Here is a 7120-nt window from a genome sequence, read left to right as displayed (position 1 = left end):
CCGCACCCCCCGCCCCCCGCGCCCCCTCCGCCCGCTAGTCGCGGAGGGCCGCGCCCTCCCGCGCGCCCCGGGCCGGCGCCCGCTGGGGCCGGGGCGGGCGCCGGGGCCGGTGCCGGGGCGGATACGTGCACGGGTGCGGCGCGGTCAGACGGCGGTGTCCGCTATGGCCTTCGTCAAGGCGATGACGAAGCGATCGGTCGTGGCGCGGTCGCGGACGGCGAGCCGGAGCCACTCCGGGCCGAGACCCGGGAATGTGTCACCGCGGCGGACGGCGAAGCCCAACTCCCGCAGCCGGGTGCGGATCGCCGCCGCGCCCTCCACCCGGATCAGCAGAAACGGCCCGGCCGCCGGGCCGCACACCCGCACCTCGGCCGACTCCGCCAACTCGGCCAGCCGGTCGGCCAGATGGGCCCGGTCGGCGGCCGTACGGTCGGCGGCCCGTGCGGCCTCGGCGAGGGCGGACGGGGTGCAGCACGCCTCGGCCGCCGCCAGGGCCGGGCTGGACACCGGCCACAGCGGCTGGACCCGCTCCAGCGCCGTGACGGTGTCCGGCTCCGCCAGTACATAGCCGATCCGCAGCCCCGCCAGACCCCAGGTCTTGGTGAGACTGCGCAGTACCACGAGCCCCGGCACATCGGTGCGGGCCGCCAGCGACTCCGACTCATCCGGTACGGCGTCCATGAACGCCTCGTCCACCACCAGCGTCCGCCCCGGCCGGGCGAGCCCGGCCACGGCGTCGGCCGGGTGCAGCACGGATGTGGGGTTGGTGGGGTTGCCGATCACCACCAGATCGGCGTCCTCCGGCACGGCCGCCGGGCCCAGCCGGAAACCGTCCCGCTCATCGAGGACCACACGCTCCACGTTGTGTCCCGCGTCCCACAGTGCCGCCTCCGGCTCGGTGAACTGCGGATGCACCACCACCGGCCGTCGGGCCGGTATGGCACGGGCGAGCAGGACGAACGCCTCCGCGGCGCCCGCCGTCAGCAGCACCCGGCCGACCGGCAGCCCATGGCGCGCGGCGACCGCCTCCCGCGCCACCCGCCCGTCCGGATAGGCGGCCAACCCGTCGAGGGACGCGGCGATATGGGCCTTGAGCCAGTCCGGAGGCGTACCGGCCCGGACATTGACCGCGAGGTCCGTCAGAGTGGCATCGGCACCCCGCACCTCCGCGTCCCCGTGATGCCGCAGATCGAACCCGGCGGACCCGCGATCGTCGGGCGGGGCAGCGGGCAGGTCCGTCAACGGCTCAGCCGACATCGGCGTGGGCATCCGGATGCGCGAAGGCATGGGCCTCATCGCTGAACCCGGCGCGCTCGCTGGTGTCGGCCACCTCCTCATAGCGATCCATGACCAGGTCGGCCAACTCCCGCGCCGGGCCGATGGCATCGGCCGAGACCACCTCGACCTCGGGGTGGGCGAGCCCCCAGCCCTCCGCCTGCTGCCGCACCCGCTCCAGGGCGTCACCCTCGAACAGGAAGTACGGCAGCACTACGACCCGCCGCGCCCCCAGCATGGCGCAGCGGTCCAGGCCGGAGGCCACATCCGGGGCGGCGAGCGAGGCGAAGGCGACCTCGACGCCCGCGAAGCCACGGCCCTCCCACAGCAGCCGGGCCGCGCGGTGCACCTCGGCATTGGCCTCGGGGAGCGGCGAACCGTCGCCCACCAGCAGCACGGTCGTCTCGGCGCGGTCCGAGGGCAGCCGGGGCCGATTGCCCAGCGCCTCGTCGAGCCGCCGCTCCAGCAGGCTCAGCAGTGTGCGGTGCGGGCCGAGCGGCCGGGCGGAGGCGAACGAGGCGTCGGCGTGCCGCTCGGCCTGCTGGGCCAGCGCGGCGGCGATGCCGTCTCTCGGGGGAGCCGCCGGGATCAGCGTCATCGGGACGACCGCGAAGCGGGTCACCCCTTCCCCGACGAGCCGGGTGACCGCGTCGGACAGCGGGTGGCTGCCTGGTCCGGTGAGGCCACCCGCCACGGGCAGGTCCGGGTGGCGTGCGGCCAACTCCCTGACGAATGCCTGGAAGGCGGCGGCATGCCTTTCGTCTCGCGTGCCGATTCCTGCGATGAGCAGGGCGGGCGGGGTCGTCACGAGGTCTCCTTGGTGCAAGTGGTGCGGGTGTCACGGTCGGCGGGGGCGGGCTGTTCCGCCCCGAGACGTTACTGACCTGCGTCGGGGCGGTCTACGGCAGGTCTTCGCTGCCCGCCCTGCCCGGATTTGACCGCCGCCGGGCGGCGAGCGACGGCGCAGGTGGCCTTCCCTGGGCGGCCGTGTGGCGTGGACTTCCGCTTGGCGACGAGCAGTTGGCCCCCCGGACCGGCGGCCAGCAGCGCGGCCGCTTCGGCGACCCCGGCCGTGCCCACGGCGGTGAGCGGCGCCGCGGACGGGTTCGGGACCTCCACCGCGGCCAGCGCCTCGGCGGGGTATCCGCACAGCGGCACGCCCAGCCGTTCGGCCGCCGTCAGCAGCCCGGCCTCCCCGGCCTTGGCCTCGACCGTGGCCAACTCGGCGACACCGCGCGGTGAAAGGCCGGCCTCCGCCAGGGTGGCCTCGACCAGCGCGAGCACCTCGCCGGCGGATACGCACAGGCCGGCCCCGACCCCGACGACAAGCGGTGCCGCGGGCGGGGGAGACGCCGTGCCCCGGCCGATGACCTCCACGTCAGCTCACCGCCCCGGCTCAACCGGCAGGGGGCGCACATCTGTCGACGAACCGGGCCGCCGCCCCTGGGATCGAGGCCCAGTGCACATGCAGATAGGAGGCATGCACATCTCCCTGTGCGAACCCTTCGGTACGACGCTCCGGGTGGACGAGCCCCCAGGCGGGCTCCGGCCCCGCTCCGGGCACGATGGTGGTGCGGTGGAACTCATGGCCGCGCACCCGTGTCCCCGCGGCGGCGAGTGAGGTGTCGGAGACGGCCACGGCCTCACGGTAGCCCAGCGTCAGACGTTCCGACATCCGTGCTTTCGCGGCCAGCACCCCGCACATCGGCTCCCCGTCCAGCGAATGCGCCAGATACAGCAGTCCGGCACATTCGGCGGCGATGGGCGCGCCGGACGCGGCGAGTCCGGCGACTGCGGTGCGCAGCGGCTCGTTCGCGGACAGCTCGGGGGCGTAGACCTCCGGGAAGCCACCGCCGATCACCAGACCGCCGGTGCCCTCCGGGAGGCGCTCGTCCCGCAGCGGGTCGAAGGGGACGACCCGCGCCCCGGCCGCCGTGAGCAGCTCGGCGTGCTCCGCGTACGAGAAGGTGAACGCGGCCCCGCCCGCCACGGCGACCACCGGCCGCGCCGCCCGGTCGCCCCGGACCCCGGCACCGGGGACGGCGGCCATCGCCCGGTGTATCTCCTCCTCCGGATCCCAGGCCCGCCCGGACAGCGGCGGTGCGCTGCGCGCCAGCGCCAGCAGCCCGTCGAGATCGCAGCCCTCCCGTACCCGCGCCGCCAGCGCGGCCGCCGAATCGACCGCCTCCGTATGGCGCTCGGCCACCGGCACCAGACCCAGATGGCGGCTCGGGGCCCGCACCGCCCGCGTCCGGCGCAGCGCGCCGAACACCGGAACCCCGCACCCCTCCAGCGCCTCGCGCAGCATCGCCTCGTGACGGTCCGAAGCGACCTTGTTGAGGATCACCCCCGCGACCCGCACCTCGGGGTCCCAGGAGGCGAAGCCATGCACCAGCGCGGCCACCGACCGCGACTGCGACGACGCGTCCACCACCAGCACCACCGGTGCCCGCAGCAGCTTGGCCACATGCGCCGTCGAGGCCAGCTCGCCCTGCCCGGCCGCCCCGTCGAACAGGCCCATCACCCCCTCGACCAGGGCCAGATCGCAGCCCGCCGCCCCATGCAGGAACAGCGGCGCGATCCGGTCCGGACCGCACAGATAGGCGTCCAGATTCCGGCCCGGTCGCGCGCCCCCGGCCCGCGGCCGGCCGGCCCCCGAGGCGCCCGAAGAGGCGGCCGAGGAGATCGCCAGCGCGTGATAGCCAGGGTCGATGTAGTCCGGGCCGACCTTGTGCGGGGACACATCCAGACCGCGCTCCGCGAAGGCGGCCATCAGCCCCGCCGTGACCGTCGTCTTCCCGCTGCCGGAGGCGGGCGCCGCGATCACCAGGCGCGGGACACTCACCACTCGATGCCTCGCTGGCCCTTCTGACCGGCGTCCATCGGATGCTTGACCTTGGACATGTCGGTGACCAGGTCGGCGAAGTCCAGGAGCTGAGCCGGTGCGTTACGCCCCGTGATGACCACGTGCTGCGTCCCGGGCCGGTCCCGCAGCACCGACACCACCTCGTCGGGGTCCACCCAGCCCCAGTGCATCGGATACGCGAACTCGTCCAGTACGTAGAGCCGGTATGTCTCCGCCGCGAGATCGCGCTTGACCTGCTCCCAGCCCTCGCGTGCGGCCTCCTCGCTGGAAGCCATGTCGCGCTGGACCCACGACCAGCCCTCGCCCATCTTGTGCCATGCGACGGTCCCCCCTTCGCCCGAGTCGCCGAGGACGCGCAGCGCACGCTCCTCACCGACCCGCCATTTCGCGGACTTTACAAATTGGAATACACCGACCGGCCAGTTTTGGTTCCACGCCCGCAGCGCCAGCCCGAACGCCGCGGTCGACTTGCCCTTGCCCTGACCGGTGTGGACGAGCACCAGCGGACGGTTGCGGCGCTGGCGGGTGGTCAGCCCGTCGTCCGGCACGACGGTCGGTTGTCCTTGCGGCATCAGGCGGCCCTCCGAGGGTTCGAAACGGTTCGTACATCGCGCACCAGCGCGGTCACGCTGTCCGCGCGCAGCTCGTCGAGTGTCACCGGCGTGCCCCGCAGTTCGCGGGCGAGCGCGCCCGCGAGCCCCAGCCGCACCGGCCCCGACTCGCAGTCCACGACCACCGAGGCGACCCCGTCGCCCGCGAGCATCCGCGCCGCGCGCCCGGCCCGCTCGACCGGCGTGGGCGCGCCGGACCGCCGCGCCTCCGTGGCCCGCCCGTCGGTCACCACGACCAGCAGCGGACGGCGTGCGGGATCCCGCAGCCGCTCCACCCGCAGCACCTCCCGGGCCTTCAACAGCCCGGCCGCCAGCGGCGTACGGCCGCCCGTCGGCAGCCGCTCCAGCCGTGCTGCGGCCGTGTCCACCGACGAGGTGGGCGGCAGCGCCAGCTCGGCGTCCGCGCCCCGAAAGGTGATCAGCCCGACCTTGTCCCGCCGCTGGTAGGCGTCCAGCAGCAGCGACAGCACCGCGCCCTTGATCGCGCTCATCCGCTTGCGTGCGGCCATCGAGCCCGACGCGTCCACCACGAACAGGACGAGATTGCCCTCCCGGCCCTCGCGCACCGCCTCGCGCAGATCGTCCCGGCGCACCAGCAGCCCGGGCCCGCGCCGTCCGCGCGCCAGCTGATGCGGGGCGGCCGCCCGGACGGTCGCCGACAGATGCAGCGCGGAGAGCGTGCCCCGCGGGCGGCGCGCGCCGGTGGTGCGGCCGTGGGCGCTGCGGGCGCGCGAGCGACGGCCTGCCGCGCCCTCGCCCAGGCCGGGGACGTCGAGCCGCCGGGTCCGGAACGGTTCGGCGGCGCCCACGGCCGCCCGCTCACCGCCGGCCCCGCCCGCCCCGCCGTCCGCTTCGTCCGCCCCGCCGTCCTGATCGGCCGGGGCGGAGTCGGTTTCGCGGTCGGCCGTCTCGTGCTCACCCGTGCGCTGGTCGGGGACGGACGGCTCGGGTTCGGCGGGCGGCGCCTGCTCCCGTGCCCCGTCGCCCGCGCCCTCCCGCGGTCCGTCCTCAGGGTCGCCCGCGTCATCCGGCCCGGAACCGCCCGGTCCGTCCTCGGGACCCGGGTCCGGATCCGGCTCCGGGTCGTCCTCCTCGAACTGCCGCAGGATCTCGTCGAGTTTGTCCTCGTCGAGCCCCGGCGCGTCGAACGGCGCCCGCCGCCGCCGGTGGGGGAGCGACAGCAGCGCCGCCCCCCGTACATCCTCGGTCCGGACGTCGGTGCGCCCCGCCCAGGCGGCCAGCGCGGTCGCCGTGCGGGCCGTCACGATGTCCGCGCGCATCCCGTCCACCTCGAACCCGGCGCACACCGCCGCGATCTGCCGCAGCGCGCGGTCGCCGAGAGCCACCCGCGGCAGCAGGGCGCGCGCCGCCGCGATGCGCTCCCGCAGGGACTCCTCGTCCGCCGCCCAGCGCGCCGCGAACCCCTCGGGGTGCTCGTCGTACGCCAGCCGCCGCCGCACCACCTCGACCCGCTCCTCGGTGTCCCGGGACGCCGCGACCTCCACCGTGAGGCCGAAGCGGTCCAGCAACTGCGGCCGAAGCTCGCCCTCTTCGGGGTTCATGGTGCCCACCAGGAGGAAGCGCGCCGCATGCCGTACGGACACCCCCTCGCGCTCCACGTAGGAGGCGCCCATGGCGGCCGCGTCGAGCAGCAGGTCGATCAGATGGTCGTGGAGCAGATTGACCTCGTCGACGTAGAGCACCCCGCGGTGGGCGTCCGCGAGCAGCCCGGGCTCGAACGCCTTCACACCGTCCGACAGCGCCCGCTCGATGTCGAGCGCGCCCACCAGCCGGTCCTCGGAGGCGCCCACGGGCAGTTCGACCATCCGCGCGGGGCGCGCCTCGCCCGTGCCCGGCTCATGGGGCCCGTCCGGGCAGGACGGGTCGGGCGCGGACGGATCGCAGGAGAACCGGCACCCGGCCACCACGTCCACCTCGGGCAGCAGCGCGGCGATCGCTCTTACGGCGGTGCTCTTGGCCGTGCCCTTCTCGCCGCGCACCAGGACGCCGCCCACGGCGGGCGAGACGGCGTTGAGGAGCAGGGCGAGCCGCAGGCCGTCCATGCCGACGATCGCGCTGAAGGGATAGGTGGTGGTCACGCGGCGATACCTCCTGGGGTGCGTGGGCACAACGGTCCGGTGTGGGGGCGGGAGTTCGTCATGTCGTTCCCCCTGGCACCCCCGGAGGGACGAACGGCAGGCCCTCCGGGACGCCCTCCTCGATGAGCCGCAGCAGCGCGTCCGTGTCGGCGTGCTCCTCGATCAGGTCGCCGAGGCGGGGGGGGCGCTCCGGCCCCAGCGCCCCGGAGAGCACGTGGGCCCCCCCCCCTCTAGCCCCCCCCCCCCCCGCGCCCCCCCCCCCCCCCCCC

The 7120-nt window shown here is 75.3% G+C and carries 5 protein-coding genes and 2 pseudogenes (1 of these 7 running past the window's edge); all 7 read right to left on the bottom strand.

The features are described from left to right. Positions 1-144: 144 nt before the first annotated feature. Positions 145-1257, bottom strand: coding sequence for an Rv2231c family pyridoxal phosphate-dependent protein CobC (gene cobC, locus ACFXB5_RS26905; protein WP_385212263.1), 1113 nt, complete (start codon positions 1255-1257; stop codon positions 145-147). Then, complete coding sequence (locus tag ACFXB5_RS26900) at positions 1247-2083, bottom strand: sirohydrochlorin chelatase (protein ID WP_385212259.1); 837 nt, start codon at positions 2081-2083, stop codon at positions 1247-1249. Before ACFXB5_RS26900 ends, cobC begins: the two co-directional genes overlap by 11 nt. Before the next feature lie 137 nt (positions 2084-2220). Continuing rightward, positions 2221-2619: pseudogene (locus ACFXB5_RS26895) on the bottom strand (cobalamin biosynthesis protein); the annotation flags it as partial. Between the two features lie 52 nt (positions 2620-2671). Beyond that, positions 2672-4123: a cobyrinate a,c-diamide synthase gene (locus ACFXB5_RS26890; protein WP_385212257.1), complete on the bottom strand. Its 1452-nt coding sequence runs from the start codon at positions 4121-4123 to the stop codon at positions 2672-2674. Continuing rightward, positions 4117-4713, bottom strand: a complete 597-nt coding sequence (cobO, locus tag ACFXB5_RS26885) for a cob(I)yrinic acid a,c-diamide adenosyltransferase (RefSeq protein WP_030841175.1) — start codon at positions 4711-4713, stop codon at positions 4117-4119. The genes ACFXB5_RS26890 and cobO overlap by 7 nt, the downstream gene beginning before the upstream one ends. Next, entirely contained in the window at positions 4713-6851 is a 2139-nt protein-coding gene (locus ACFXB5_RS26880) for a putative cobaltochelatase (protein WP_385212255.1), read from the bottom strand. The genes cobO and ACFXB5_RS26880 overlap by 1 nt, the downstream gene beginning before the upstream one ends. A gap of 58 nt (positions 6852-6909) precedes the next feature. Further along, positions 6910-7120, bottom strand: a pseudogene (locus ACFXB5_RS26875) (cobyric acid synthase); it runs 1494 nt beyond the window's last position.

The organism is Streptomyces sp. NPDC059455 (assembly GCF_042750115.1).
Taxonomy (GTDB): Bacteria; Actinomycetota; Actinomycetes; order Streptomycetales; family Streptomycetaceae; genus Streptomyces; species Streptomyces endocoffeicus.
Note: the sequence above shows the minus strand (reverse complement) of the source record. Positions and strands in the feature narration are given on the sequence as shown.